Origin of the sequence: Undibacterium sp. WLHG33 (assembly GCF_049544815.1) — a bacterium.
GTDB lineage: Bacteria > Pseudomonadota > Gammaproteobacteria > Burkholderiales > Burkholderiaceae_D > Undibacterium.
The window spans coordinates 527069-553852 of sequence record NZ_CP186697.1 but is presented as its reverse complement, the minus strand read 5'-3'; the positions used below and the strand labels follow the sequence as shown (position 1 = coordinate 553852).

Annotated in this window: 22 protein-coding genes; 9 read left to right on the top strand and 13 right to left on the bottom strand. The window is 51.0% G+C overall.

Features of this window, described 5'->3' with window-relative positions; genetic code table 11:
* Positions 1–272 precede the first annotated feature (272 nt).
* Together ACOTSW_RS02515 and ACOTSW_RS02510 are read left to right on the top strand one after the other, a co-directional pair.
* On the top strand, positions 273–1154 hold the full coding sequence (locus ACOTSW_RS02515; RefSeq protein ID WP_423680825.1) for a dienelactone hydrolase family protein: 882 nt from the start codon (positions 273–275) through the stop codon (positions 1152–1154).
* Positions 1155–1362: 208 nt separating this feature from the next.
* The gene (locus tag ACOTSW_RS02510) at positions 1363–2064 is read left to right on the top strand and encodes a ZIP family metal transporter (protein ID WP_423682238.1); all 702 of its coding nucleotides are present in this window, start codon (positions 1363–1365) and stop codon (positions 2062–2064) included.
* Between the two features lie 84 nt (positions 2065–2148).
* On the opposite strand, the gene ACOTSW_RS02505 is transcribed toward ACOTSW_RS02510, so the two are convergent.
* The 3 genes from ACOTSW_RS02505 to ACOTSW_RS02495 all read right to left on the bottom strand — a co-directional run bounded on the left by ACOTSW_RS02505 (position 2149) and on the right by ACOTSW_RS02495 (position 5179).
* On the bottom strand, positions 2149–3003 hold the full coding sequence (locus ACOTSW_RS02505; RefSeq protein WP_423680824.1) for a sulfurtransferase: 855 nt from the start codon (positions 3001–3003) through the stop codon (positions 2149–2151).
* A gap of 91 nt (positions 3004–3094) precedes the next feature.
* A complete protein-coding gene (locus ACOTSW_RS02500) occupies positions 3095–4015 on the bottom strand; it encodes a DMT family transporter (protein WP_423680823.1) in 921 nt (306 codons plus the stop codon).
* A gap of 63 nt (positions 4016–4078) precedes the next feature.
* A complete protein-coding gene (locus tag ACOTSW_RS02495) occupies positions 4079–5179 on the bottom strand; it encodes an aromatic ring-hydroxylating oxygenase subunit alpha (protein WP_423680821.1) in 1101 nt (366 codons plus the stop codon).
* Between the two features lie 542 nt (positions 5180–5721).
* On the opposite strand from ACOTSW_RS02495, the gene ACOTSW_RS02490 reads away from it, so the two are divergent.
* On the top strand, positions 5722–6654 hold the full coding sequence (locus ACOTSW_RS02490) for a lipase family alpha/beta hydrolase (protein WP_423680820.1): 933 nt from the start codon (positions 5722–5724) through the stop codon (positions 6652–6654).
* A 50-nt stretch (positions 6655–6704) separates the two neighbouring features.
* Entirely contained in the window at positions 6705–7676 is a 972-nt protein-coding gene (locus tag ACOTSW_RS02485; protein WP_423680819.1) for a lipase secretion chaperone, read from the top strand.
* Positions 7677–7732: 56 nt separating this feature from the next.
* Here ACOTSW_RS02485 and ACOTSW_RS02480 read toward each other — a convergent pair whose 3' ends face one another.
* Positions 7733–9946 carry a DUF1631 family protein gene (locus ACOTSW_RS02480; RefSeq protein WP_423680818.1) on the bottom strand — a complete coding sequence of 738 codons (2214 nt, stop codon included), beginning with the start codon at positions 9944–9946 and terminating at the stop codon, positions 7733–7735.
* A gap of 412 nt (positions 9947–10358) precedes the next feature.
* On the opposite strand from ACOTSW_RS02480, the gene ACOTSW_RS02475 reads away from it, so the two are divergent.
* Genes ACOTSW_RS02475 through dxs form a run of 3 tightly spaced genes read left to right on the top strand, consistent with a single transcriptional unit; the run spans position 10359 to position 13399 of the window.
* Complete coding sequence (locus ACOTSW_RS02475) at positions 10359–10631, top strand: exodeoxyribonuclease VII small subunit (protein WP_423680817.1); 273 nt, start codon at positions 10359–10361, stop codon at positions 10629–10631.
* On the top strand, positions 10628–11515 hold the full coding sequence (locus ACOTSW_RS02470; protein WP_423680816.1) for a polyprenyl synthetase family protein: 888 nt from the start codon (positions 10628–10630) through the stop codon (positions 11513–11515). The genes ACOTSW_RS02475 and ACOTSW_RS02470 overlap by 4 nt, the downstream gene beginning before the upstream one ends.
* Before the next feature lie 12 nt (positions 11516–11527).
* The gene (gene dxs / locus ACOTSW_RS02465) at positions 11528–13399 is read left to right on the top strand and encodes a 1-deoxy-D-xylulose-5-phosphate synthase (RefSeq protein ID WP_423680814.1); all 1872 of its coding nucleotides are present in this window, start codon (positions 11528–11530) and stop codon (positions 13397–13399) included.
* Between the two features lie 205 nt (positions 13400–13604).
* Here dxs and lpxC read toward each other — a convergent pair whose 3' ends face one another.
* Both lpxC and ACOTSW_RS02455 read right to left on the bottom strand, forming a co-directional pair.
* Positions 13605–14540, bottom strand: coding sequence for a UDP-3-O-acyl-N-acetylglucosamine deacetylase (lpxC, locus tag ACOTSW_RS02460; protein ID WP_423680813.1), 936 nt, complete (start codon positions 14538–14540; stop codon positions 13605–13607).
* Positions 14541–14694: 154 nt separating this feature from the next.
* The gene (locus ACOTSW_RS02455) at positions 14695–15201 is read right to left on the bottom strand and encodes a peroxiredoxin (protein ID WP_423680812.1); all 507 of its coding nucleotides are present in this window, start codon (positions 15199–15201) and stop codon (positions 14695–14697) included.
* Positions 15202–15493: 292 nt separating this feature from the next.
* Between ACOTSW_RS02455 and ACOTSW_RS02450 the strand changes: the two genes are divergently transcribed.
* Complete coding sequence (locus tag ACOTSW_RS02450; RefSeq protein WP_423680811.1) at positions 15494–17158, top strand: hypothetical protein; 1665 nt, start codon at positions 15494–15496, stop codon at positions 17156–17158.
* Positions 17159–17209: 51 nt separating this feature from the next.
* A complete protein-coding gene (locus tag ACOTSW_RS02445) occupies positions 17210–18718 on the top strand; it encodes a S8 family peptidase (protein ID WP_423680810.1) in 1509 nt (502 codons plus the stop codon).
* Positions 18719–18820: 102 nt separating this feature from the next.
* Here ACOTSW_RS02445 and ftsZ read toward each other — a convergent pair whose 3' ends face one another.
* The 7 genes from ftsZ to ftsW form a co-directional block, all read right to left on the bottom strand.
* Positions 18821–20017, bottom strand: coding sequence for a cell division protein FtsZ (ftsZ, locus tag ACOTSW_RS02440; protein ID WP_423680809.1), 1197 nt, complete (start codon positions 20015–20017; stop codon positions 18821–18823).
* A gap of 123 nt (positions 20018–20140) precedes the next feature.
* Positions 20141–21373, bottom strand: a complete 1233-nt coding sequence (ftsA, locus tag ACOTSW_RS02435; RefSeq protein ID WP_186884784.1) for a cell division protein FtsA — start codon at positions 21371–21373, stop codon at positions 20141–20143.
* Complete coding sequence (locus tag ACOTSW_RS02430) at positions 21370–22152, bottom strand: cell division protein FtsQ/DivIB (RefSeq protein WP_423680807.1); 783 nt, start codon at positions 22150–22152, stop codon at positions 21370–21372. The genes ftsA and ACOTSW_RS02430 overlap by 4 nt, the downstream gene beginning before the upstream one ends.
* A gap of 14 nt (positions 22153–22166) precedes the next feature.
* Positions 22167–23126 carry a D-alanine--D-alanine ligase gene (locus tag ACOTSW_RS02425; RefSeq protein ID WP_423680806.1) on the bottom strand — a complete coding sequence of 320 codons (960 nt, stop codon included), beginning with the start codon at positions 23124–23126 and terminating at the stop codon, positions 22167–22169.
* A gap of 18 nt (positions 23127–23144) precedes the next feature.
* A complete protein-coding gene (gene murC, locus ACOTSW_RS02420) occupies positions 23145–24530 on the bottom strand; it encodes a UDP-N-acetylmuramate--L-alanine ligase (RefSeq protein ID WP_423680805.1) in 1386 nt (461 codons plus the stop codon).
* Positions 24527–25609, bottom strand: coding sequence for an undecaprenyldiphospho-muramoylpentapeptide beta-N-acetylglucosaminyltransferase (gene murG / locus ACOTSW_RS02415; protein WP_423680803.1), 1083 nt, complete (start codon positions 25607–25609; stop codon positions 24527–24529). Before murG ends, murC begins: the two co-directional genes overlap by 4 nt.
* A complete protein-coding gene (gene ftsW, locus ACOTSW_RS02410; protein WP_423682237.1) occupies positions 25606–26739 on the bottom strand; it encodes a putative lipid II flippase FtsW in 1134 nt (377 codons plus the stop codon). The genes murG and ftsW overlap by 4 nt, the downstream gene beginning before the upstream one ends.
* Between the last annotated feature and the right edge of the window lie 45 nt (positions 26740–26784).

Below are 26784 nucleotides of genomic sequence, written 5' to 3'. Positions count from 1 at the left end.
GCCATGCAGTTTTCGCATTGCACAGATGAAATGATTTTCAACTATTGTTGAATAATTCGATGCTTTCCTTAAAACAGAATTTCTCTTTAGTTAAAAGTCTGATCAATTCATACTGCATTCTTTGCCGCAAAGAGGTCTCTTTTTTCCTGAGATGTGGCCATGTGCGTGCAGCCAGGGCAGTGTCAGAATAATTTTTCTTTTCAGGTTAATATGTTTTCGGGTGCTGCCATCCCGTTTGCGGCAGCCACGCCCCTAACCTTACGGAGAAGACTATGCAACTTGAAAAAGATTGCCGCAGCATGATCGGGCATACGGATATTGATAAAGGCATCAATCGCAGAAATTTTATTCAGACAGCAGTCGGCGTCGGCTTCGCCGCGGCAACACTGCCCGTCTTTGCGCAGAGCGTGATTAAAACCGATACCAAAGGCTTGAACGCAGGCGTGATGTCGCTCGATATACAAGGGCAAAAAGTACCGCTCTACTATGCACAGCCGGAAGGTAAAACTAATCTGCCTGTGATACTGGTGATCTCGGAAATATTCGGCGTGCATGAGCATATTGCAGATGTAGCGCGCCGCTTTGCGAAACTGGGTTATCTGGCACTGGCACCGGAACTCTTTATCCGCCAGGGTGATGCCAGTAAATATGCATCGATTGCAGAACTGATGAAGGAAGTCATTTCCAAAGTACCGGATGCACAAGTCATGAGCGATCTGGATGCAGTCGTTGCGTGGGCGGGCAAGAATGGCGGCGATTTGCAACGCCTGGGTATTACCGGTTTTTGCTGGGGCGGGCGCATCACCTGGATGTATGCGGCGCATAACCCTGCCGTCAAAGCGGGCGTCGCCTGGTATGGTCGCCTGAGCGGTGACGCCAGCGCACTCACGCCCAAGCACCCGATGGATATCGCTGCCAGCCTGAAAACACCGGTACTCGGTTTGTACGGGGCGAAAGACACGGGCATCAGCGTCGAATCAGTCAGGAAAATGGAGGCGGCGCTGGCGCAAGGTCACAGTCACTCGGCATTCAACATCTATGAAAATTCCGGTCACGCTTTCCATGCCGATTATCGTGCCAGCTATGTAGAAGCCGATGCGAAAGACGGCTGGAACCGTTGCGTCGCCTGGATGAAAGCGAACGGCGTCGCCTGATTTCCCGCAAAAACGACGGGTTGCAATGGTGTTGATCGCCATGGATGCAACCCGTAAAAGCCAGCGTCCATTTGCGTAAATTGTCCGCCTGTGCTTTAATTTGCAACCTGGTTGCAAATTATCCCCGAGGCTCAAAATTCACTCCACGCTGTTATCCATCCTCTTTACCACCGCAATCGCCGGGGTATTGAGCATTTCTGCCGCTGCCATATTTTCATTTTCACTGCTGACCAAAATGGTCGAGCGCATGGTCAGTCTGTCTGTCGGCATTATGTTATCGACATCCTTGCTACACGCACTACCGGAAGCCTTTGAATCACAAGCCGATACGCGTTCTTTATTCGCCTGTTTGCTGGCGGGCTTACTGGGATTTTTTCTGCTGGAAAAATTTGCGGTGTTACGCCACTCACATCATCATGAAGGCGATGGTCATCATCATGAACACGGACATGATGCGCACGAAGCAGGCAAAGCCGGCTGGATGATACTGGTCGGCGACGGCATGCATAATTTCACTGACGGTATCCTGATCGCAGCAGCATTTTTGGCCAATCCTGAATTGGGTTTCGTCACGGCATTTGCCATTATTGCGCATGAAATTCCGCAGGAAATCGGCGACTTCATCGTGCTGCTGAATGCCGGATTCAGCCGCATGCGTGCTTATATGTATAACCTCGCCTGCAGCATGATGGGAGTGCTGGGCGGGGTGATCGGTTACTTCACGCTCGAAAGTGCCAGCAACCTGATTCCGTATGTCCTGGTGATGGCTTCGTCCGGCTTCATTTATATTGCCGTCAGCGATCTGATGCCGCAAATGCAGCGCCGCGCAACGCTGCGGGAAACGATTATCCAGGTGATTCTGGTGACCGCAGGAATCTTACTGGTGCTGTTTGTCACGCGCCATCACTGAGCGAACAGCCATTTAAAAAAGGCGCTTAAATAAGGAGCTTATAAGGACTCCTCTTTTTATCGCTTCAACAAAACAGCACAAATATTAGCGGGTGACCGGACGTGCAGTATCAGCGCACCATTCACTCCAGGAGCCCGGATACAATGCAGCGCCCGGCAAACCTGCCACTTCCAGCGCCAGCAGATTATGGCAAGCCGTGACACCGGAACCGCACTGCATAATTGCTTTGGCGGGGTCAGGCAGTATCGCCCGCCATTCTGCATGTAACTCTGAGGCTGTTTTAAAACGACCATCCGCTTGTAAGTTGTCTTTGAAAAAGCGATTCAGCGCGCCGGGAATATGTCCGCCGACCGGGTCTATGGTTTCATTTTCACCGCGGAAACGATCGGCTGCACGGGCATCAACCAGTGTGCATTCCCGGGTGTCGATATTTGCCAATACTTGCTCAACATTCACTTGCCCGACTAAAGAAGGCTGAATGAGGATATTGCCCTGACGTACAGCAGGCAGCGCTGTTGTCACCGGCAATTGCTGTGCTGTCCACAACGGAAAGCCACCATCGAGCACCGCCACTGCCGCGTGTCCGACCCAGCGCAACATCCACCATAAACGTGCCGCAAACATCCCGCCCTGTGCGTCGTAAGCGATGACCTGACTGTCATGATTAATGCCCAGATCCCGTAAGGTCTGAATAAACACCTCTTTTTCCGGCAGCGGGTGACGACCGCGGAACACACCATCGGCAGATAATTTAGGTGCGGATAAACGCTGATCGAGATGGACAAACTGTGCACCGGGTAAATGCCCCGCGTCATATGCTGCCTGCCCGGCATCCGGATTCATCAGATCATGGCGGCAATCCAGCACAATCCAGTTGCGGTTTGCGTCACCGCTGAGCCGACTGGCAAGGTCTGCTGTGCTGATCAAGGTGGTGTACATCTTCTTCTCCTAAAAATATATCGCGGATCATCAGAACTCATGTCATCAACAGGGATGGGTTTTGTATGAGTTCTGTTTATTCATCTGTATTTTATTCCTGGCCAATCGCTTCATTGCGGACAGATGACTGGTTTGCTCTGGCATTATAAAAAGTGGCAATGATGCCGCTGCACAAAATCACGCCTATGCCTGTCCAGCTTAACCATGCCAGGCTTTCATCCCAAAAAAGCACGTCCCACAGACTGGAAAACACGATGCCGGCATATTGCAGATTTGCAGTCACCAGCGTGTTACCGAGGCGGTAAGCACGGGTCATCGCCATCTGTGCAGACGCAGCGGTAATACCGATTGCCATGATCAGCAGCATGCCACGGCTATCCGGAGGATGCCAGACGATTTCTTGCGCGGCGGCTTGTCCGGATTTCATAATCAACGTGCCAAGCAAGCCGGCCACCGCACAGGTCATCGAAAAATAAAATACCACGCGGTACTCAGGCTCCCCCATCATACCCATTTTTCTGACTTGCATGTACGCCCATGCGGCCAGCATACCGGACACTAAACCGACGACGATACCGATCACCTGATCCGCATGCATACTGGGACGCAACAACAAGACAACCCCGATAAATCCCAGCAAGATCGCTGCGACGGGCTGCCATGCAAGACCACGTCGCCTGTACCACCAGGCGCCGATCAGCATCAGCGCCGCTATCCATATCGGAGACATGTAATTCAGGGTAACCGCCATCGCCAATGGCAGCTGACCGATAGAGTAAAACCATAACCACAGCGCCAGCACACCCACCGTACCACGTATCAGATGCTCATACGGCATGCGAGTCTTTAAAGTTCCGCCCTGCAGTCTGACCAATATTACGATCATCAGCATACCGATCAGGCCGCGATACGCGACGAGTTCGGATGTCGAATAATCGCTTGATGCCAGCTTCACACAAACACCCATGATGGAAAACAAAAAGCTGGCAACTAACATCCACAAAGACTGCATAAAAACCTGACTCCAAAAAACAGGGGAGGCAAGCGCCTCCCCTCTTCATACCCCTGAGCTGTCTCAGATTGCTATTTTTTTCCGGTACCACTCATGAAAGTGCTGCATACCGTCTTCCATCGGTGACTGGTAAGGTCCGACTTCATTCTCGCCGCGATCCAGTAAAATTTTACGACCGGCATCCATGCGCACGCCGATCTCATCGTCTTCAATACATGTCTCCATGTATGCCGCGCGTTCAGCTTCGATGAATTCACGCTCGAATAAAACGATTTCTTCCGGATAGTAAAACTCGACAACATTTCTGGTCTTACCGGTGGCAGTCGGCCACAGCGTGGAAACGACCAGCACATGCGGATACCATTCGACCATGATATTCGGATACAAGGTCAGCCAGATTGCGCCGTACTTCGGCGGTTCGCCGTTGCGGTACTTCAGCACCTGCTCTTGCCAGACTTTGTATTTCTCGGAACCGGATTTCAGCAAACCACTGTTCACACCGACAGTCTGCACACTGTAATCTTCGCCGAATTCCCAGCGCAGATCGTCACAAGTAACGAAACTGCCAAGACCAGGATGGAAAGGTTCAACGTGATAATCTTCCAGATAGACTTCGATGAACGTCTTCCAGTTGTAATCGCATTCGTGAACCTCAACGTGATCCAGCATATAGCCGGTAAAGTCGAGATCTTTGGTAACGCTGAGCTGCGCCATGCGCTCCATGACGTTGTAACCATTTTGCTCAAACAGCAAACCATTCCAGTTCTGCAATGGGGTGCGTTTCAGATTCATGCAAGGCGTATCTGAAAAATGCGGTGCACCTATCAGTTCACCTTTAAGATCGTAGGTCCAGCGATGCAGCGGACAAACGATGTTATTAGCATTGCCGCGCCCATTAAACATCAGCGCCTGACGATGACGACAGACGTTAGACATCAGCTCGATACCCTGAGCGCTGCGGACCAGCATACGTCCTTCATTCTCGGACGCTAAAGTTGCAAAGTCACCGATATTCGGCACCATCAACTCGTGACCGACATAACGAGGACCAGACTGGAACAAGTCCTTGATTTCACGCTGCAACAGCGTTTCATCAAAATAGACATGCACCGGAAGTTGCGCGTCAGAACGCGCGAGTTTAGACAAAGAAGCCAGATCGGACATCCCCACCCCCCAAATTAATTTGCACCAACCTAAGAGAGAAAGAATCCACAAAAACCTGTTTTCGCATGGGTTTTCAATCCAGGCGAAAGTTCAAACGATCAAACGACTTGAAGAGGAAATTTTGGACAGAACCGCGGATTATACCTGAATCGCCGCAGATTCGCCCCCTGAGCAGTCATTTCCTGAGAAAAATCAAATAATTAAATTATCCGGCCCAGGTTCGATTGCAGACCAGCCACATAAGCAAACAAACAACACTGCTGTTTTTTAGATGCGATAGTCTAATTTTATCGTTTTATTTCGTTAAGAAAGCTGCGGCCAGGGTTATTCCACTCTGAAGAAAATTTGCTGCAAGTGCAAATATCTGGTGGAAATTCTCATTTCTATGAACTCAGGCCAACTTTTATGCTGCATAGCAGCTTGTCTTCATGCTTACCTGCACTTAGCCTGAATCTGGCTGATTTGACCAGAACTCGGAGAAGTTCAGCGCAAACATGCCCCCATCCGGTTTCGTTTGAATTAACTTATTCGAAAGAATCAACATGAAAAAAATACTGATAACAAAGCTGATGGCTATTCTGTTTGCCATCTGCACCCTGCCAGCCCAGACATGGGCAGCAGGGTATACGGAGACAAAATATCCCATTGTGTTAGTCCACGGTTTATTCGGGTTTGACAACATCGGCCCGGTTGACTACTGGTACGGTATTCCATCGGCACTACGCTCAGACGGCGCACGCGTGTATGTCACGCAAGTTGCAGCGGCCAACAGCACAGAAGTCCGTGGTGAACAATTGCTGACGCAGGTTAAGCAGATTCTTGCAGTCACCGGTGCCAGCAAAGTGAATCTGATCGGTCACAGCCACGGCGGACCAACGATACGCTATGTGGCCTCGGTCAGGCCAGATCTGGTTGCCTCGGTCACCTCAGTCGGAGGTGTGAACCGGGGCTCCGCGGTGGCAGATATCATTCTGGGCATCGCGCCGCCGGGTTCCATCACCAACAGCGTGCTTGTCTCGGTAACTAACGGACTGGCAACAATCATCAGTTTCCTATCGGGCCAGCCAAATTTATCGCAAGATGCGCTGGCAGCGGCAAACTCCCTCAGCACCGCTGGTTCACTCAAATTCAACAGCAAACATCCGCAAGGAGTACCGACCACTGCTTGCGGTGAAGGTGCATATAACGTCAACAACGTTGCTTACTACTCGTGGAGTGGAGCAAAACCATATACCAATGTTCTTGATGTCGTTGATCCGGCCCTCTCACTGACCTCGCTGGCCTTTGGCGGCAGCAAAAACGACGGACTGGTCAGCAGTTGTTCCTCCCATCTCGGTAAGGTTATTCGCGATGACTACGCGATGAATCATCTTGACGAAGTGAATCAGACCATAGGCCTGGTCAATATTTTTGAAACGAATCCGGTGACGATATACCGGCAGCATGCAAATCGTCTGAAAAATAGCGGCTTGTAAGCAGAAACAACGGCACCGAGGATTTTCTGAATTTACCGGATCGGGATTTTATGAAAACAAAAAATCTGACTTTTCTGGCAGCGACGATCAGCCTGATCGTCGTCTCTTTTTCCCTTCTGCAGAAACAAGGCGGCCGTGAAGAACCGGCCGTCAGGCTGACGCCACAGGACCGTATGTTTTCATTCGTACGCTCGATGGAAGGCACCAGCGTCGATGGGCAGGCAAAGCAGTCCGACGATGGCAATCTGGTCGTCAACGCTGAATTGCGACTGATGTTTGATTATTATCTGGCGGCGGTAGGCGAAAAAAGTATCCCGGAAATCAAACGTGAAATTGAAAAAGCGCTGGACCAAAAACTTAAGCCACAGGCAGCAACACAGGCAAAGGAATTACTGACCCGGTATCTTGGATACAAGCAGGCGTTACTGGAGGTGGAAAAAAATAGCGGAGCATCAGCGACGACTCCTGCGATCAACACCAGCAACAATATGATTTCAGCCATGCAAAAGCGCTGGCAGAGTATGCAGAAGTTACGTTTACAATTTTTTAGTGCCCAAGACAGTCAGGCACTGTTCGGATTTGACGATGCTTATGATATGGATGCACTGGCGCGGTTAGAGATTAGTCAGAACACCGCTTACAGTGACAAACAAAAGCAGGAAAAACTACAGGCTCTCGATGCCGCAATGTCGCCTGAGTTACGCGAAGCGAAAAATGCCCCCTATCAGATCATACGGCTCGAAGAACAGGCACAGCAATTACGCGCCAGCGGCGCAAGTGAAGACGATATTTACAGGATGCGGGCCGCTGCTGTCAGTCCCGAAGCAGCCAACAGGCTGGCTGATCTCGACAGAGAAGAGGCAGAATGGAAAACCCGGATAGCAAACTATCTTGAACAAAAAAGACAATTGCTAAGCCGGGATGAAGGTAAAAATATGGCTGAAAAAATCACGGCATTACAACAGTTACGTGATCGCTACTTCAGCATTCAGGAACAAAATCGCCTGGCGGCATATGAATAAAAATGTCCGGTGAACCCGGTCAAACTGGTCTGACCGCAATCTGAGCCAAAAATCAATCAGGCTGCGGTTTCGCGGCTTTCTATCTGCGCGTCAGGCGATGCAGGCAAAGTATCGAGTGCCTCTTGCAATGCCCGATCAACGACTTTATCTAACTGCAAAATCTGGGCACGTTTTTCACGGAAAGCCTGCTCCAGTTTTTTTGCTGAAACAGAAAAACTTTTTTCTTTTTCACTCGCAGTAAAAATATACAGACTGCGCATAGGACTGACCCATGCAAGCCTGACCCGCAGCATCCGGGCATTTTCCTCGGCAAACTCTATCCAGATGCCGCGTTCCAGCTGCTGAACGAGATCAACAAACTCATCGTCAGGGACAGACTCTTCCTGCGCCGCGTTTTTATCCGCTTCAGCTCGTTTTTCCAAACGACGTTCGGTCGCCTGCTGCGCTGCTTCAACGGCCAGCTCGAGTTGCCGATCCGGCGACAATTCTAACGGTGCGCGCACGATAGACGCGTGGCATTCTGAGAGCTCGGCAAAAAACTGTACGCGATCAGCATCTTCCCATTTAATCAGGCTCAGCCATTTATTCAGGCGAGCGAGAATCGCCGGCAGACGATTTAATAATTCCTGCCTGTCTTGCAAGGTGAATTTTGGTTTCACACTCCAGATCAGGTCATCCATCGTTTTGATTGCATCCTGCACCGCATGCGGCTTTTCATCTCTGACGCTGTAAGCAAGGGTCAATACCTTAATCCAGCGGTTTTCAAGAAAAGTCTCGACAAAAGCCACAACCTCGCCAGAACCAACACGGATCGCAACTTCCTGATTCGCATGTATGCTCGCCTGCTTGATTTTTTCTTTACGGATCGCGCTCTTGATCGGTGCTTCCAGTGCCTGCGCCTGCGCCTGCTCTTCTTTTTCGATGAATGATTCAAGATCGGTAACGACCTCGTCAAACAAGGCAATTTCCTGATCAAACTCTTGCGATACTCGTTCGACGTTACGTTTCATCGTCTGGAACAGAGGATCCTCTGCGCCTTTATTCTGATCGAGAGACAAACTGTAACGGGACAACAGATCAATCAGGCGACGAGCCGGATGCTGATCTTTGAAGAAAAATTCTTTATCGATTAATGCCGCTTTTAAGACCGGTACCTGCAGAACGGAAATCAGTTCTTTTACCGGCGCAGGTATGGCCTGATTACGGAACACATTATCAAACACCTGTGACAACAGATCGAGCGTGTGTTTTTCGACGCCGGTAGTAGCCATCTCAGCGACATGCTCACGCATTTGCGACAGGCGCATGAAATCGCCTGCGCCGGACATCATCTGATTCAGCTTCAGATTTTGCTGAAATTCTGCCAGATGCTGAAACAGACGGGACTCAGCCGGATTAGGGGCAAAGCCAGCGTAATCCGCGTAATTCCCGTTATTCCTGGGCGCTTGCTGCTGATGTTGCGTTCCGGAAAAATAGCGTTTCAGCTTTTGAGCTATTTCCTGTGGACTGCTGTCCTGACGGGCGACCTCAGTTTCCTGTTCGTTCGCAGGGTTGGTCGTCTTGTTTTTATTCCGGCGGATTTTGTAAGAATCATGCAAATCGGGCAGGATTCCTTTCTTCACAAGCGAAGAATTAATTTCGTACAGAATCGGCTCCAGGTCGAACAGAATATCTGCACGCAACAAAGGCAATACCAGATCATGCGTTCCAACTTCAGGATCAAACTGGCACCATGCGGAGTACAACGCATTCAATACGATATCCGGACGGAAAGGATTCTGCGCAATGCTTAATGTTTCGCGCCCCAGAAGATGAGACAAGCGCATGTTCAACGCTGCGTATTGCTCTGCACTGTCGAGCTCTATTGTGCGACTGACTCTGCTGAGAGCCAGTTTTTTATCCATTTCCTCGTAACTGATCAGACTCAGATCTGCATCAGTTGCCGCACTACCTCTGTTTCCGGACGGTTTGGGAGAGATCAGCGCGTTGACTTCCTGGCGGAACGCCTTCTCTATGTCGGCGGACGATAAATGATAAAAAGCGTAGGCATTTTTTTTCAGCAACTGACCGGCATTGAAGCTAAGATTGGCTTCCCGCGAATCCATGCTTTGCTCAGACAAGGCCAGAAAAGCATTGGAAAGCCTGGACGAAAAAGCATCCAGCTGCGATACAACCAGATGGGTTGCCAGAGGAATCAGTCCACGCAACACATCCTCAGCGGAGGCTGAGCCCGTCGCTGTTTTTGTGTGTAGTGGATGAAGACCGCTCATGATTGAAAAGAAAATCCTATTGGATGCAACACAGGTAAAAAATGAAGTTCCTGCTTACAGCGCTCAGTAACAGACGGCGAAGAATGATACGCATCACGGTTGAAATTCGATTATTTCAATAAGATCAATAACTTAGGATGCAATATGCCGTCAATATTGAGACTATGGAGCACACTATATACGCATATTTTCCACATGGAAATGTTTTGAATGCAATTTTTGCCTGTGCCCAGTATAAATCCCCGTACATATCCACACCGGTTTCCCAACTGAAACAAGTATTTCAAAATGTAAGCAAACAAACGGATCAAAAAAGCAGAAACACCTACAACTTGACTTGTTTGCTCTAAAATAGAACGTTAAGTTTCATTTTTTGCGTAATTTCACGCACTGCTAGTCATTAAATATCGATATGCCTAAAAAAAACGCTGGTGCAAACCAGCCTGAACCTGCCAATGCGCCAGTCTCTTTCGAAGCGGCAATGGCAGAGTTGACCGGGTTGGTAGCAAAAATGGAAGCAGGAGATCTGCCTCTGGAAGCCTCAGTGATTGCTTATCAACGTGGCGCTGAATTAATTCAATTTTGTACTTCACAGCTGGATAAAGTGGAGCAACAAGTCAAAGTATTGGAAGCCGGAATGTTGAAATCTTTCCATGCAGACAATGGAGATGAGGATCTCACATGAGCCAACAATTCCGTGCCTGGATGCAACAAAAACAGGATCAATGCGAGCGGGCCCTGTCGGATTTCATTCCTCAGCCCAGCGTGGTTCCCGCTCATTTGCACGAAGCCATGCGCTATGCCGCGCTGGATGGTGGTAAGCGCGTTCGCCCTTTACTGGTCTATGCTGCGGGGCAATTATTCGATGCGCCGCAGGAAGCGCTGGATCGCGCTGCCGCCGCAGTCGAAATGATTCACGCCTATTCGCTGGTACATGATGACATGCCCTGCATGGATGACGACGCGCTGCGCCGTGGCAAACCAACCGTCCATGTGAAATATGACGAGGCAACCGCCCTGCTGGTCGGCGATGCGCTGCAAGCACAGGCGTTTCTGGTTCTGTCCGAAGGAAATACCAGTGCAGAAACCAGACTCGGACTGGTGCGCCTGCTTGCCCACGCTTCAGGCTCGGTCGGCATGTGTGGTGGTCAGGCCATTGATCTCGCCAGCGTTGGTCTGGCGCTGACACGCGAACAACTGGAGCAAATGCATCGCTTAAAAACCGGCGCTTTGCTGCGGGCTTCGGTACTGCTGGGTGCATCCTGCGGCAAAACATTAAATCCGGAAGAAACTGCTGCGCTCAACACCTATGCTGCGGCAATCGGCCTCGCATTCCAGGTCGTCGATGACGTGCTTGATGCGACGGCTGACTCTGCAACACTCGGCAAAACAGCCGGTAAAGACGCCGCGGACAATAAACCAACATATGTCAGCCTGCTGGGTCTGACAGCATCGCAGGAATTAGCTCAGCAACTCTGCCGCGAGGCTCACAGCGCACTGGATTCCTTTAGTGAAAAAGCACAACTGCTCCGGGATCTGGCCGATCTGATCGTGCAGCGACAAGCATAACAAGCATCTACTATGACGAATTTACTGCAAAAAATTAACTCCCCTGCCGATCTGCGCCTGTTGTCGCGCCATCAGTTAGCGCCGCTGGCGGATGAATTGCGCCAGTACGTGATTGATTCCGTTTCCAAAACCGGCGGGCATCTGTCGTCCAATCTTGGTACGGTAGAGCTGACACTGGCGCTACATTACGTATTTAATACACCTGAAGACCGTTTGATCTGGGATGTTGGCCATCAGACTTATCCGCACAAAATTCTGACCGGCCGGCGTGATCGCATGCACACTTTGCGTCAGTGGGAAGGCATCTCTGGCTTCCCGCGCAGAGATGAAAGTGAATACGATACCTTTGGCACTGCGCATTCATCGACTTCAATTTCTGCGGCATTAGGTATGGCACTGGCCGCCCGCACGAAAGGTGAAGACCGGCATGCGGTCGCCATTATCGGTGATGGTTCCATGACGGCAGGGATGGCATTCGAAGCACTGAACAATGCCGGGGTGCATGAAGACATCAACCTGCTGGTGGTGCTGAATGACAACGACATGTCGATCTCGCCTCCGGTCGGTGCACTGAACCGTTATCTGGCAAGGTTGATGTCCGGTAAGTTTTACGCAGCAGCGCGCAACGTCGGCAAATCTGTACTGCCTTCACCCGTGCTGGAACTCGCCAAGCGCTTTGAAGAGCATGCGAAAGGCATGCTGGTACCAGCCACGATGTTTGAAGAATTCGGTTTCAATTACATCGGCCCGATTGACGGCCACGATCTCGAATCACTGATTCCGACACTGCAAAATATCCGGCAACTCAAAGGGCCGCAGTTTCTGCATGTGGTTACCAAAAAAGGTCAGGGATATAAACTGGCAGAAGCTGATCCTGTGTTGTATCACGGCCCCGGCAAATTTAATCCAGCCGAAGGGATCAAACCAAGCACGTCCGCGAAACAAACCTACACCCAGGTTTTCGGGCAATGGTTGTGCGATATGGCCGCCAACGACGAGAAACTGGTCGGGATCACGCCTGCGATGCGTGAAGGTTCAGGCATGGTGGAATTTGAAAAGCAATTTCCGAAACGTTATTACGATGTCGGCATTGCTGAGCAGCATGCCGTCACATTTGCCGCCGGTCTTGCCTGCGAAGGTCTGAAACCGGTTGTGGCGATATACTCGACCTTCCTGCAACGCGCTTACGATCAGTTGATCCACGACGTCGCGCTGCAAAATCTGGATGTGACCTTTGCACTGGACCGTGCCGGGCTGGTTGGTGCCGATGGTGCGACTCACGCGGGCAATTACGACATCGCCTATCTGCGCTGCATTCCCAACATGGTCGTGATGGCGGCCTCCGATGAAAATGAATGCCGTCAGATGCTGACGACGGGCTACAACTACCCCGGGCCTGTCGCCATCCGCTACCCGCGCGGTGCCGGTATCGGCGTCAAACCTGAGACCGAATTAAGCAGTCTGATTATTGGTAAAGGCGAAGTCAGACGCGAGGGTAACAAGATCGCGATTCTGGCCTTTGGCTCTATGCTGCAACCATCGCTGCAGGCCGCGGATATTCTGGATGCGACCGTGGCAAATATGCGTTTTATCAAGCCACTGGATGTCGAGCTGCTGAAAACACTCGCTGCCTCGCATGACGTTCTGGTAACCGTGGAAGAAGGCTGCAAGATGGGTGGTGCCGGATCGGCCGTTGCCGAAGCGCTGGCCGACGCTGGCATCTGCAAACCTTTGCTGATCCTTGGTTTGCCGGACAAATTTATCGATCATGGCGATCCGGCATTGTTACTGAGCCAGTGCGGTCTGGACAGCAAGGGCATCGTTCAGGCGATACGCGAACGCTTTGATATCAGCGCCACATCAACACCGGCGCAAGCAGCCTGATTAGCAGCAACGGCGCGATCAATGAAAAATGGCTACCGTTCGGTAGCCATTTTTTTGTCTGATCGAGATCGGTGGATGAGCGCCAAAGACATCAATACCGGAAAATCGAAGCCGCTGAGAGCCTAAATATACTCCCCCCCAGTATCTATTAATCCCCTTTATTTACGCTGAGAATAAGCGTTTTTTACGACATACTCCCCTGAAATCAGGCGGCAACCCATTCGCGCGTGGCTTGTCCGGCGTAGCTGACGGGCGCATTCTGCACATCATCAAAGCTCACAATTTCGTACGCATCCGGTTGTGCCAACAAAGCACGCAACAGCTGATTATTCAGTCCATGGCCGGATTTGTGTGCGGTGTAGCTGGCCAGGAAAGGATGTCCGATCAGATACAGATCACCGATCGCATCAAGTATTTTATGACGCACGAATTCATCATCGAAACGCAGACCATCTGCATTCAGTATCCGGTATTCATCCATCACGATCGCATTTTCCATGGAACCGCCACGGGCAAGACCTATGCCGCGCAACATTTCCACATCCTGCATGAAACCGAAAGTGCGCGCTCTGGCGACGTCTTTGACAAACGAGACTTTTTCAAAATCGACCTCGGCGGTCTGCACCGTGCCATCCACAGCGGGGTGATTGAATTCAATGAAGAAATGCAGTTTGAAACCGTTATATGGCTCCAGTCTCGCCCATTTTTCAGCGGCCCCTTTGCCCTCGCGGATTTCCACGGGTTTCAATACGCGGATAAATTTCTTGGGCGCGTCTTGCTGTTGCAACCCGGCTTCCTGCAACAAGTAAACGAACGACGACGCAGAGCCATCCATAATCGGAATTTCTTCCGCGCTGACATCGATATACAAATTATCGATACCCAGTCCTGCGCAGGCCGACAACAGATGCTCGACCGTGGAAACGCGTTCCTCACCGTTGGACAAAGTTGACGCCATGCGGGTGTCGCCGACACCGGTTGCGGTGGCTGGGAAAACTAATGGCGGGGTCAGATCCTTACGGGTAAAAACAATGCCTGTATCCACCGGTGCCGGACGCAAAACCAGTTCGACCTTGGTGCCCGAATGCAGGCCCACGCCTATGGTTCTGACTTCTTGTTTGATAGTGATTTGCTTTAACATCCGCGTATTATAACGAGTACGCTAAGACGATGTGCCGGCGCCGTCATTAGCTGTTGCAAAAACAGATAGACCGCAAACTGACACTAAAAAACATTGGTCTAAAAAAACAGCGCCGGTCAGAGAATGGCGGCGCTGCTCTCCGGGGAAACTGCAATTAAGCGAGTTGCGCTAACAGAGTTTCAGCATTGGATACTTCGAATTTGCCGCCAGCTTCCACGTTCAGTTGCTTGACGACGCCATCGACTGCCAGCAGAGAATAACGCTGGGAACGCACACCCATACCAAATTTACTGAAATCGGCATCCAGACCCAGGGCTTTCGTGAACGCCGCATTACCGTCGGCCATCATACGCACGATGCCGGTGGCTTTCTGATCACGCCCCCACGCCCCCATGACAAATGCGTCGTTGACGGAGATACACCAGATTTCATCAACGCCTTTGGCTTTCAACTCTGCAGCGTGCGCGATATAGCCGGGAAGATGTTGTGCCGAACAAGTTGGCGTGTAAGCACCTGGCAGACCAAAAATCGCAATCGTTTTTCCTTTGACCAGGTCAGCAACCTGAAAAGTGTTCGGACCAATACTGCAACCTTCGCCGGCAACCTCTACGAATTCTGCCAGACTGCCTGCCGGTAAATGTTCACCAATTTGTATGCTCATCATCATTCCTTTCGTTTAAATCAATTCATTCACTATCTTGCGATAGCCCGCTCGCGCCGTATTATCCGGCGCTCAGGCTCGCAGTATGCCTGAGCTGAAGAAAAGCTGCTGAGAGCAGCTCAGAGTCCACACTGACAAAACGCTGCTGCAAAGTTTTTTACATTTTTATATGCAATTTCCCCACAGTAAGCCCCTGACGATGAAAGTCAGTGCTAGGATAGCTCACAGACTTAATTACTTAAATACCAACAAATTCTATTTCTGATTTTTGTCACCAGGAGGACGCAGGTAAATGAAGCAATACAAAGCATCAGGCAAAATACAAAAAGCACGGATGACCTGCGCACTGATGGGCTTGGGTTTTATTTCACTTCTGTCGGGTTGCGGTGGCGGCGGTTCAGGAGCAGCATCAGAACCGGTGGCACCACCAACGGTGTCGATTGACGTATTTGGTGCCCGCGGTGGCACCCTGACGGCAATTGTCAGCGCGACGGGTTGTTCAGCCACCCCAACCGTCACCTGGCAAAGTTCTGCCGGCGTGGCCATGGGGGCCGGCACAACTATTCAGGATACGCAAGCGAATGCCGCGCTGATTGCGACGGCGACCTGTTCGACTGCAAGCGCAACGCAGACTCTGGCAGCCAATACCGTGCATACGGCACTGTCTGCTTTCGCAGTACTAAAAAATGGTAGCGCAGTCGCCTGGGGCAATCCGGTCTGGGGCGGACAAACCGACACTGCGGCAGCGATCACTGGCATATCCCAGCTGTTTGCGTCTGAACGCGGTTTTGCGGCCCTGCTCAGTGACAACAGTATCAAAGCCTGGGGCAGCAGCTACGTCGCCATCACCGATCCGAATTTAGTCTACCCGGCAACAGGAGCGATTGCGTCCAGTGCTCTAACCAATATCGCTTCGGTCATACCAGGCAGAGTGGCTTATTTCGCGACGAAAAAAGATGGATCAATTGCCGCATGGGGAAGTTTCCGTGGGATTACTAATGGTGAAGACGGCTACATCGGTGACAGCAAAATCGGTCTGAGTCCGATTACACTGGCCTTACTCTCGGATATCAAAGCTATGGCATCCACAGAAGGCGCATATGCGCTACTGAAAAGCGACGGAACCGTGGTGACGTTCGGAGATCAGGATGCCGGGGGTAATTCATCCTCGGTCCAATCATTACTGACCAATGTGACGCAACTGGCCGGCAGTAACTTTGACTTCGTGGCTTTACGCAAAGATGGCAAAGTCGTGACCTGGGGCTACGGTTATGCTGCCAATTCCGGTGATGCCGAAATCAACACCACGCTGACGGATATCGCAAAAATTTATATGAACGGCTATGCAGGTGCAGCGATAGACAATAAGGGCGCTGCGTCTGCCTTTGGCTACACGGCATTGATAGACTCAGCTGACTCCAGCTCGGTAACAGCTTCATTAACCAACGTCAGTAAAATTTACGCGACGCAGACGGCATTTGCTGCCCTGCGCACAGATGGCACTGTCATCAGTTGGGGCGACTTGCCGCGAATGGGAAGCAGCCTCAATGCCGTGCAGTCCTCGCTAACCAATGTCAAATCTGTACATGCCACCGAATATGCGTTTGCTGCCTTAAAGAACGATGGCACCGTTGTCAGCTGGGGTGACCCTGAACTGGGTGGCGACAGCAGCGCTGTCAGTCCGCAGCTGACAAAAGTGGTCGCGCTGACGTCGAATAAATATGCATTTGCAGCCTTAAAATCAGATGGCACTGTCGTGACCTGGGGTATGAAAAGCAAGGGCGGGGACAGCAGCGCAGCCGCCCCTAGATTAAATAATGTCCGCGCGATTTATGCAACGGCTTATGGTGCCTTCCTCGCGATCAATAAAGATGGCAGCTTTGTTACCTGGGGCGATCAGTGGGCCGGCGGCGGAACAGTCCCGGCAACCCTAAGCAAAATTCCTTACACCAGCTGATCATCATGCAATCTGCAGAATCAATACACTTGAAGAAGTGGAGAAAATAATATGACATTGTTCGCTTTCACAGCAAAATCCGCATTCGTTTCCATCATCAGCACGATGCTCTGCGCACCGGCGCTGGCATTTGTCAAAGACGCCAGCCAAGCCCGTGCCACACCAAACAAAGAAGCTCAGAACCTGACTCAGATCATAGTCAAATATCGCAACGAGCGCAGTAATGCCGCCGAAACAGCCAGTATCAGCGGCAATAAAACGGGACTGATGCAATTGCAGGCACAACGGATTTCAGCACTGCAATCTGCGGCAAAAAATTATGGTGCAACATTTTCTGTCAAACGTCAGATCGTCACCGGTGGCTGGGTTTATAAGTCGTCCACCCGTCTGAAGCCTTCGCAAATGCTGGCACTCGCTGCGAAACTCAAGGCAGCCGATGCGACGGTGGAATACGCAGAACCTGATTACATTCTGCGTCCGGCCTATACACCAACAGACCCACTGTTCTCATCGCAATGGGATATGCAGGACAGCACTGCACAAGCAGGCGGACTGAATCTGCCAGCAGCATGGGATATCAGCAAAGGAGATAAGATTGTCGTGGCTGTCGTCGATACCGGCTACCGGCCCCATCCAGACCTGCTGCCCAATCTGATCCCGGCACAGGGCGGTGCGACAAAACAGTATGGCTACAACTTTATCAGCAACCCCGTCACCGCACGCCTGAGCTTGCCGGATGGCGTGACGACCGCACGTGGTCCGGATGCGATCGACTCCGGGGACTGGGTTGACAGTTCCGATACGGACTGTCCAACGCAAGTCCAGAGCAGCAGCTGGCATGGTACGCACGTTGCCGGCACGATTGCTGCAGCGGCAAACGGTACCGGTATTACCGGCGTTGCTCCCAATGCGAAAATATTGCCGCTACGGGTATTGGGCAAGTGTGGCGGCGAAAGTTCTGATATCGCCGACGCCGTTGCCTGGGCTGCCGGCTTACATATCGATGGACTACCGGATAATGTCAACAAAGCGAATGTGATTAATCTCTCGCTGGGTGGTACGCACCCCTGCAGTAAAACAACCGCCGCGGCCTATCAGAGCGCGATTGCAAATGGCGCAGTCATTGTCGTTGCAGCTGGCAATGAATCTGTGGATGCCAAACTCTCGAGCCCGGCAAATTGCCCGGGTGTTATCACCGTCGCATCCAACTCGATTGCAGGTGGACGCGCGAGCTATTCCAATTACGGTGCGACCGTCAGTGTCACTGCCCCGGGTGGAGGATTTACGACAAGTGCAGACAGAATCCTGTCAACACTACCAACCGGAAAAACCGTTTCTACTGACGATACCACCTATGGTTTGATGGCAGGCACTTCACAAGCAACACCGCACGTAGCAGGAGTGATCGCGCTGATGATGGCGGCCAATCCTAAACTGACGTCAGCACAGATACGCAGCATACTGATCAGAACTGCACGTCCCGCGCCAGCAAACTGTCCCGGCTGCGGTGCTGGCATTGTCGATGCTGCCGCAGCAGTCAAAACAGCCAGCGGGAGTTAGGCCAGCACTCCCGGTATCCAATCGGGACGACCAATCCTCTTTCGCAGAAAATAAAAAAGCCCGCATGATCAGCGGGCTTTTTTTATCAAAGCGACAGATGAATCAGTCTGCCTGCTTACGCAAAAATGCCGGAATATCGTAGGTTTCCATGCCATTTTTTTCAAGCGCACGTACCGTATCAGAAGCAGACTCACGACGCCATACTGCAGGCTTGCTTAATCCGTCAAATGCCGGTGCCGCAGTTGCCATACCATTAGACACTGAGGTGGTAGCCATCGCTGCAGCCATCATCGGTTCGTTATTAGTACCGGTACGCAGCATCGGTGTTTGTACCAGCTGAATATTTTTCTTACCGCGTCCCAGACCAGTTGCAACGACCGTCACACGGATATCGTCGCCCATAGTGTCGTCGTAGGCGATGCCTTGAGCAATCGATGCATCCGGCGCTGCAAATGCGCGCACAGCTGCCATGACTTCTTTAATTTCTTTACCTTTGAGGCTGCGGCTGGCAGTTACATTCACCAACACACCACGTGCACCGGACAGATCGATACCATCCAGTAAAGGTGATGCAACAGCTTGTTCAGCAGCGATACGTGCACGGTCAACACCGGAAGCTGTCGCCGTACCCATCATTGCTTTACCTTGCTCACCCATGATCGTTTTCACGTCATTAAAGTCAACGTTGATATGGCCCGGGACATTGATGATTTCTGCAATACCGGCAACGGCATTGTTCAGCACATCATCCGCATGTTGCAGCCATTCGATCATGCTGTCGTCTTCATAAATCTCTTCGAGTTTTTCGTTGAGAATGATAATCAGCGAATCAACGTGCTGGGTCAGAGCGTCCAGACCTTCATCGGCGATGTCCATGCATTTCTTACCTTCGTAAGAGAATGGCTTGGAAACAACCGCCACGGTCAACGCCCCGAGCTCTTTCGCCACCTGTGCAACGACCGGTGCAGCGCCGGTACCAGTACCGCCCCCCATACCGGCAGCGATAAAGACCATGTGTGCACCACGCAATGCATCTTCGATGCGGGCACGTGAATCTTCTGCCAGTTTGCGACCGACATCCGGCTTCATACCCGCACCCAGACCAGTTTCACCGATTTGAATGACGTTATGCGCTTTGGATTGCAGTAACGCTTGCGCATCCGTATTTGCGGCGATGAACTCAACGCCGGAAACACCTTTATTGATCATGTGCTGAACAGCATTGCCGCCTGCACCACCCACGCCAACCACTTTGATTACAGTACCTTGTGTGGCGTTATCAACCATATCGAACTCCATCATGACTCCTCCGGATAGGCAGTTACCAGTCGCTAATGATCACGAGATGTGACAACTAGCGACTAATAACTGTAGATCAAACCATTATAAAATGAGTACACCAATTACGATACAAAAAGCTACTTAAAAATTCCCCAAAAACCACTCTTTCATGCGCTGCCAGACTGCTTTTGCTGAACCTTCCTGCCTTGTCACAAGATGACCGCGCAAATACTGCTTCTTCGCTTCCAACAACAAACCTAAAACAGTGGCATAACGCGGGCTTCTGACAACGTCAGCAAGCTGTCCGCTATATGCTGGCATTCCTAATCTCGTTGGCTTCAAAAATATATCTTCCGCCATCTCAACCATGCCAGGCATCGCTGACGATCCGCCTGTCAGTACGATGCCTGATGAGAGCACATCTTCGTAACCGGATTCGCGTACCACCTGATGCACCAGCGCGAATAATTCTTCAACACGCGGTTCGATCACCGCAGCCAGTGCCTGGCGTGAAAGCGAACGCGGACCGCGATCACCAAGACCCGGTACATCGAGCGTATCCGCAGGATCTGCAAGCACTTGCTTGGCGACACCGAAACGCACTTTGATTTCTTCTGCTTCCGAAGTCGGTGTGCGTAAAGCCATCGCAATATCATTCGTGATCTGATCGCCAGCGATCGGAATCACTGCCGTATGACGAATCGCACCTTCACTAAAAACCGCGACATCTGTCGTGCCACCACCGATATCAATCAGAACAACACCGAGTTCTTTTTCATCTTTCGTCAGCACCGCTTCTGCTGATGCCATCGGTTGTAAAATCAGATCGGATACTTCCAGCCCGCAACGGCGAACACACTTCACAATGTTCTGCACGGCAGAAACTGCACCGGTGACGATATGTACTTTGACTTCGAGACGGATGCCGCTCATGCCTATCGGTTCACGCACATCATCCTGACTGTCAACGATGAATTCCTGTGGCAAGGTGTGCAGCAGCTGCTGATCAGTCGGGATGTTCACCGCTTTCGCCGTTTCGATGACGCGTGACACGTCGGCTGCAGTCACTTCCTTATCTTTAATCGCCACCATGCCGCTGGAATTAAAACTACGGATATGACTGCCGGCAATACCTGTATAGACACGACTGATCTTGCAATCCGCCATCAGCTCGGCTTCTTCCAGTGCACGCTGTATCGATTCGACCGTCGCTTCAATATTCACGACTACGCCTTTTTTCAGGCCTTTCGATTCGTGCTGTCCCAGACCGATCACTTCATGTCTGCCATCAGGCATGACTTCAGCGACAACCGCCACCACTTTGGAGGTACCGATATCGAGACCAACGATCAGATTTTTTGCGTCTTTTGTCATGTCTTCCCACTTGCTTTTGTTTGCTTTTTCAATCCTATGGAACTGTGGCTGGACTTCAGTGCCAATCCATTCGGATAACGCATGTCTACACTTTGAATACTGTCTTCCAGACTCGATATCAATTGCGGATACACCGTCATCAACTTTTCTACCCTGTTCTGCAACGTCTTACTGTCCTGCACCCGGCCTAACTCTACCTGCATGCCGTTATTTAATTTGACGCTCCACGCATAGCGACTCGAATATTTCACTTCATCCGGTTCGAGATTAATTCTGGAGAACCATTTTTTAAATTCCTGATACTGCGTCAGCACTTCTTTCTCACTGCCATCGGGACCACTCAGATTAATCAGATCCGCATCCTCTTCTGCTTCCGCCAGATTGGCGGTGAACACATCACCATTAACCGAAATCAAACGTCCGTCATTGCCCCAGGTACCTAACACGACGTGCTCTTCCAGTCTGACAATCAGCTTATTCGGCCACTCTCTCTGGATACTCGCTTTTCTTACCCATGGAACACTTTCAAAAGCACCGCGTACAGCGTCCAGATTCGCCGTAAAAAAATTTCCCCTGATGCGTGGTACTGCCGAATTCCTGATCGTCAGCGCGTTCACATGCTTCAAGGCTTGCGGACTCATGCTTTCGACCCGGATTGACGTCAGGGTGAACATGGGACGCTGTATCACCCACCAGACACCGGACATCATCAGAATGAACAGCACCATGCCAAATAAGGCATTCGCCGTGTTGTTCATCAGTTTGACGTCGTGCCACATCAGTTATTCCTTCTTTACTTCGTTTCAGTACGGATTTTCAAGCGCGCTGTCTTTAAAATTTCAACGCACAGATCTTCGTAACTCATCCCGGTCGCTTTGGCTGCCATCGGTACCAATGAATGTCCTGTCATGCCTGGTGAGGTATTAATCTCCAGCAAAAACGGACGCTGATCCGAATTGCGCACCAGCACGTCTATCCTTGCCCAGCCTTCACAATCCAGCGCACGATATGCTTCAACTGCCATTTGCTGGATCGATGCCGTCAGTGCAGCATCCAGCGGAGCCGGGCACAAGTATTGCGTATCGTCAGTGAAATATTTATTCTGATAATCGTAGTTACCGTCCGGCGCAACGATTTCAATGATGGGCAGTGCATAGGCCTGTTCTCCTCTTCCGAGCACGGCAACGGTGAATTCACGTCCTTCAATAAACTCCTCTGCCAGCACCACTTCATCAAACTGTGCGGCAAGTGTGTACGCCTGCTGCATTTCCGTCGCAGTACTGACTTTAGTAATCCCTATCGTCGAGCCCTCGTGTGGCGGCTTCATGATCAGTGGCAGTCCGAGGTTTTGCGCAATCTTGGTCAGGTCAGACTGACTATTCAACACGGCATAGCCCGGCGTACTGATGCCGTGCGTTTGCCAGATACGTTTGGTAAAAATTTTATCCATGGCAATCGCCGATGCCATTACGCCACTGCCGGTATAAGGAATATTTAATTGTTCCAGTACGCCCTGCATACTGCCGTCTTCGCCATACCGGCCATGCAAAGCGATAAACACACGGTCAAATTTTTCGGCCGCTAATTCTGCAATACTACGTTGCGAAGGATCGAAGGCGTATGCATCAATGCCTTTAGTTTTCAGCGCTGCCAGCACTCCGTTACCGGACATAATGGAGACATCGTGTTCGGCAGAACGCCCGCCAAACAACACGCCGACTTTACCCAAAGATTTGTAATCAAATTCGCTCATGATTTTGTATCACTTTATTTATTTTGCCTGTGCCAGTTTTGCCGGCACTGCACTGATCGATCCTGCACCCATCACAATCAACACGTCTCCATCTTTCAGGACGTGCAACAAGCTATCGGGCATCTCTTGAATTTCCTCAACGAATACCGGTTCTATTTTTCCCATCACCCGTAAGGCGCGTGCCAGTGAGCGCCCGTCAGCGGCGAGTATCGGCGCTTCGCCAGCGGCATACACTTCCGCCAATACGGCGACGTCGGCAGTAGAAATGACTTTGACAAAATCTTCAAACAAATCGCGCGTCCGGGTATAGCGGTGCGGTTGAAATGCCAGAACTAAACGGCGTCCGGGATAAGCGCCGCGTGCGGCCGCCAGAGTAGCCGCCATTTCGACGGGATGATGTCCGTAGTCGTCAACCAGGGCGAAGCTGCCACCACCAGTCAGCGCGATCTCGCCATAACGGGTAAAGCGACGACCCACACCATTAAATTCGCTCAACGCTTTTTGTGTCGCTTCATCAGCAACACCGACTTCACGCGCGATCGCAATCGCAGCGCATGCGTTCTGAACGTTATGCATACCAGGCTGATTTAAACTCACTCGCATATCAGCATAACCGTCCTGCACCACCGTGAAATGCATCTTGCCATCGGCAGCGATCGCGTCTATCGCACGGACATCAGCGTCTTCACGGAAACCGTAGGTAACAACCGGCTTGGAAATGAACGGCATGATTTCACGGACATTCGAATCATCCACACACAACACCGCAACCCCGTAAAATGGCAGTCGCTGTGTGAATTCGATGAAGGCTTGTTTCAGTCGCGCAAAATCATGTCCATAGGTTTCCATATGATCTGCGTCGATATTCGTGATGACTTCCATCACCGGTAACAAATTCAGAAACGAAGCATCTGACTCGTCCGCCTCAGCAACAATAAAATCACCACTTCCTAATTTTGCGTTTGCTCCAGCACTGTTGAGTCTGCCGCCAATCACAAAAGTAGGATCGAAACCACCTTGTGCCAGCACGCTCGCCACCAGGCTGGTCGTCGTTGTTTTTCCATGTGTGCCGGCGATCGCAATACCACTTTTCAGGCGCATCAGCTCAGCCAGCATCAGCGCACGTGGCACGATAGGAATGTGCTTTGCTCTTGCAGCGATCACTTCCGGGTTATCTGCTTTCACTGCCGTTGATGTCACAACCGCATCAGCACCTTCAATATTTTCCGCCGCATGCCCGATCTTCACGTCCGCACCGAGACTTGCGAGACGCTGTGATGCAGAGTTACTACTCAGATCTGAACCTGAAATGGTGTATCCGAGATTGAGCAATACTTCAGCGATACCGCTCATACCCGAGCCGCCGATACCGACAAAGTGAATATGTTTAACTTTATGTTTCATGCTAATGTTTCCAGAATTTTTGCAATGTTGGCATTCGCCTCACGCTGACCGAGTGCATACGCCTTCTCTGCCATCTGCAAACATTGATGGCGATCAAGCGCCTGTAATTTTTCAGCCAACAGCGCCGGCGTCATCTCCGACTGAGGCAGATAAACTGCTGCCTGCTGCTGTGCCATCCAGGTAGCATTTTCTTTTTGATGCGACGTACTGGAAGCCATAAAAGGCACGAGTATGCTGGCAACACCAGCGGCTGTTAACTCCGATACGGTAATCGCGCCGGCGCGGCAAATCACCAGATCTGCCTCGGCATAACGCCGCGGCATATCATCAATAAAATCGAGGATCTCGGCCTGCACGCCGGCTTTTGCATAGTTCTCACGCAAAGCATCAATATTTTGTTTACCGGATTGATGAGTAACCATCGGGCGCTGCGTTTCAGACATCAATGCCAGTGCTTTTGGCAGGCAATCATTCAACACTTTGGCACCCAGGCTACCGCCGACAACCAGAATACGTAAAGCACCTGTACGCTGGACATAACGCGTTACGGGGGCAGGTAATGCCGTAATTTCCTGACGCACAGGATTACCAGTCAATGCAGTTTTTTGATCGACAGATAAATTCTCAGACGGCAGACCAAATAGCAGTTTTCTGGCAAAGGGCTTCAGCGCTTTATTCGACAATAACAATGCAGCATCAGCATTCATCAGTACCAACGGCGTACCGCGCAAGGCGGCGACCACACCGCCGGGTACCGTCACATAGCCGCCCATGCCAAGCACGACATCAGGACGACGCTGACTGAAAATACGTCCGCAATGAAAGAAGCTGGCGATCAGTTTGAAAGCCCCTGTTACGCTGTGTTTCCAGCCTTTGCCTCGCAGTCCGGTGAAGTCCAGACTATCCATAGGAATATGATGTTTAGGAACAATCTGGCACTCCATGCCAGTCATGGTTCCCAGCCAGGAGACTTCCCAGCCGCGTTGCTGCATCAATTCTGCAATCGCCAGTCCTGGGAAAATATGACCGCCAGTACCTGCGGCCATAATCATGAGTTTTTTCGGAGAGGCTGAAGTCATAAACGGCCTCCACGCATCAAAACTCGATTTTCGTAATCGACCCGCAACAAAATAGCCAGCCCCACACAATTAATTAACACTCCGGAACCGCCGTAGCTCATCAACGGCAACGTCAGACCTTTGGTTGGCAATAAGCCAAGATTCACACCCATATTGATAAATGCCTGCACGCCAATCCAGATGCCAATGCCCTTCGCGGTCAGACCGGCGAATGTCTGATCCAGCGCAATCGCTTGCCGGCCAATTTCAAATGCGCGTTTAATAATCCAATAAAACAATAAAACGACTGCAGTGACGCCGACAAAACCCAGTTCTTCACCGATCACAGCTAACAGAAAATCCGTATGTGCCTCGGGAAGATAATGTAATTTTTCAACGCTCGCACCCAAACCGACACCAAACAATTCACCACGCCCGAATGCAATCAGCGAATGCGTCAGCTGATAAGCTTTGCCAAGCGCGTGATCATCATCAAACGGACTTAGATACGCAAAGATACGTTCGCGACGCCAAGGCGAAAGCAGAATCACCATCGTAAAAATGCCGACCAGCGTAGCGGCGATACCACCGAACCAGATACCATTGATCCCGCCCAGAAAAAGTATGCCCATCGCAATACAGACAATCACACCGAAGGCACCAAGATCTGGCTCCAGCAGTAACAACAAGCCGACCACGCCCACTGCTGCCAGCATAGGAACAAAGCCTTTGGTCAGCTTGTGCATGTATTCCTGCTTGCGCACCGTATAGTCAGCGGCATACAGCACCATAAATAACTTCATGAATTCCGACGGCTGCAAATTAAATACCTTAAATGACAGCCAGCGCTTCGCGCCGTTCACGCCCTTCCCGAGACCGGGAATCAAAACAGCAACAAGCAGAATCAAGGTAAACACAAACAGATACGGTGCCAGTTTTTGCCATGTCAGCACTGGCATACGAAATACCAGTGCCGCCGCAATCACCGAGACCAGAACAAACATCGCCTGGCGTACAAGGAAGTGCGAATTTTTATAGCTCGCATATTTAGGCGAATCCGGCAGAGAAATGGATGCCGAGTACACCATAACCATACCGAACAACATCAGTATCATGGTCACCCATACCAATGGCTGATCATAGTTCATCATTTTCGAGCGATTCACCAGTTGCGTCTCCGGACCCGGAGCCGAAAA

What these genes read in the sequence shown, in the direction of transcription:
- ACOTSW_RS02470 (WP_423680816.1), top strand. Translation starts at nt 10,628, where the DNA reads ATGAGCCAACAATTCCGTGCCTGGATGCAACAAAAACAGGATCAATGC.
- ACOTSW_RS02505 (WP_423680824.1), bottom strand. Translation starts at nt 3,003, where the DNA reads ATGTACACCACCTTGATCAGCACAGCAGACCTTGCCAGTCGGCTCAGC.
- ACOTSW_RS02425 (WP_423680806.1), bottom strand. Translation starts at nt 23,126, where the DNA reads ATGAGCGAATTTGATTACAAATCTTTGGGTAAAGTCGGCGTGTTGTTT.
- ACOTSW_RS02450 (WP_423680811.1), top strand. Translation starts at nt 15,494, where the DNA reads ATGAAGCAATACAAAGCATCAGGCAAAATACAAAAAGCACGGATGACC.
- ACOTSW_RS02455 (WP_423680812.1), bottom strand. Translation starts at nt 15,201, where the DNA reads ATGAGCATACAAATTGGTGAACATTTACCGGCAGGCAGTCTGGCAGAA.
- ftsA (WP_186884784.1), bottom strand. Translation starts at nt 21,373, where the DNA reads ATGACAAAAGACGCAAAAAATCTGATCGTTGGTCTCGATATCGGTACC.
- ACOTSW_RS02490 (WP_423680820.1), top strand. Translation starts at nt 5,722, where the DNA reads ATGAAAAAAATACTGATAACAAAGCTGATGGCTATTCTGTTTGCCATC.
- ACOTSW_RS02485 (WP_423680819.1), top strand. Translation starts at nt 6,705, where the DNA reads ATGAAAACAAAAAATCTGACTTTTCTGGCAGCGACGATCAGCCTGATC.
- ACOTSW_RS02500 (WP_423680823.1), bottom strand. Translation starts at nt 4,015, where the DNA reads ATGCAGTCTTTGTGGATGTTAGTTGCCAGCTTTTTGTTTTCCATCATG.
- ACOTSW_RS02515 (WP_423680825.1), top strand. Translation starts at nt 273, where the DNA reads ATGCAACTTGAAAAAGATTGCCGCAGCATGATCGGGCATACGGATATT.
- ftsW (WP_423682237.1), bottom strand. Translation starts at nt 26,739, where the DNA reads ATGATGAACTATGATCAGCCATTGGTATGGGTGACCATGATACTGATG.
- ftsZ (WP_423680809.1), bottom strand. Translation starts at nt 20,017, where the DNA reads ATGGAGTTCGATATGGTTGATAACGCCACACAAGGTACTGTAATCAAA.
- ACOTSW_RS02475 (WP_423680817.1), top strand. Translation starts at nt 10,359, where the DNA reads ATGCCTAAAAAAAACGCTGGTGCAAACCAGCCTGAACCTGCCAATGCG.
- ACOTSW_RS02480 (WP_423680818.1), bottom strand. Translation starts at nt 9,946, where the DNA reads ATGAGCGGTCTTCATCCACTACACACAAAAACAGCGACGGGCTCAGCC.
- ACOTSW_RS02445 (WP_423680810.1), top strand. Translation starts at nt 17,210, where the DNA reads ATGACATTGTTCGCTTTCACAGCAAAATCCGCATTCGTTTCCATCATC.
- murG (WP_423680803.1), bottom strand. Translation starts at nt 25,609, where the DNA reads ATGACTTCAGCCTCTCCGAAAAAACTCATGATTATGGCCGCAGGTACT.
- dxs (WP_423680814.1), top strand. Translation starts at nt 11,528, where the DNA reads ATGACGAATTTACTGCAAAAAATTAACTCCCCTGCCGATCTGCGCCTG.
- ACOTSW_RS02430 (WP_423680807.1), bottom strand. Translation starts at nt 22,152, where the DNA reads ATGTGGCACGACGTCAAACTGATGAACAACACGGCGAATGCCTTATTT.
- ACOTSW_RS02495 (WP_423680821.1), bottom strand. Translation starts at nt 5,179, where the DNA reads ATGTCCGATCTGGCTTCTTTGTCTAAACTCGCGCGTTCTGACGCGCAA.
- lpxC (WP_423680813.1), bottom strand. Translation starts at nt 14,540, where the DNA reads ATGTTAAAGCAAATCACTATCAAACAAGAAGTCAGAACCATAGGCGTG.
- murC (WP_423680805.1), bottom strand. Translation starts at nt 24,530, where the DNA reads ATGAAACATAAAGTTAAACATATTCACTTTGTCGGTATCGGCGGCTCG.